Genomic DNA, 777 nt, shown 5'->3' with positions numbered 1-777 from the left:
CAATCATTTCTGGCCGATACAATTCTATCGCATGATTGTCATGGGTCCAAAACTGCAAATCGCCTGATCGCTTATTAAACTCAGCATGATACTCAAAAATCATCTTCATCCATTCTCGCCTGCTTTCCTGAGGATTCTCAAGGATCATTTTCAATAACTTTTTACTCGTGAACTTTTTAAAATCCCGCACCCAATCCGATAGCTTTCCATCCTTTTGCTGAACCACCAAGTGAATATGATTGCTCATAATCACATATCCATACAAGTACAATCCCTTTTCCAATCGGCAATATGAAAAGTTTTCCAAAATCAGATCCCGATATACTTTTCTGGTAAATACATCCGCCCAACCTACAACCTGAAACGTAAGAAAATAGGGCATTTCTTGATCTCTTATCTGATAGGCCTCTCCCATAAATCATGGTTTTTCGATATCAGCAAATTACAAATTTGTTTTTATAGAAAGGTGTAGTTACAAACTACACCTAGTCCTAACCTCAATTCTACTCCCAGAGGGGGATCAAAAATTAGTTCTTATACTTTCCAATAATTAAATATCTGGCTTTAAATAACAATGTTTAATATAGAACTTCCTTAAGAAGCAAATTACAAATTTGTATTTATATAAAGGTGTAGATGCAATCTACACCTACTCAAGTTTGGCTAATTTCTGGTATGAAACGCTGCTGCTAGTGTAGGATTATCTGATTTTTTGAGTGCTTGTAATTTTTTCTGGATGTTGACGAAGTCGGAGAAATTGATTTTTGAGGCGTCAGC

The 777-nt window shown here is 35.9% G+C and carries 1 protein-coding gene; it reads right to left on the bottom strand.

Features of this window, described 5'->3' with window-relative positions; genetic code table 11:
• A partial coding sequence (locus ACFPIK_RS18140) for a transposase (RefSeq protein WP_377917877.1) occupies positions 1–415 on the bottom strand: 415 nt, incomplete at its 3' end.
• Between the last annotated feature and the right edge of the window lie 362 nt (positions 416–777).

This window comes from Algoriphagus aquatilis (genome assembly GCF_042657405.1).
GTDB classification, from domain to species: Bacteria; Bacteroidota; Bacteroidia; order Cytophagales; family Cyclobacteriaceae; genus Algoriphagus; species Algoriphagus aquatilis.
This window is presented reverse-complemented; position numbering and strand designations above follow the sequence as displayed.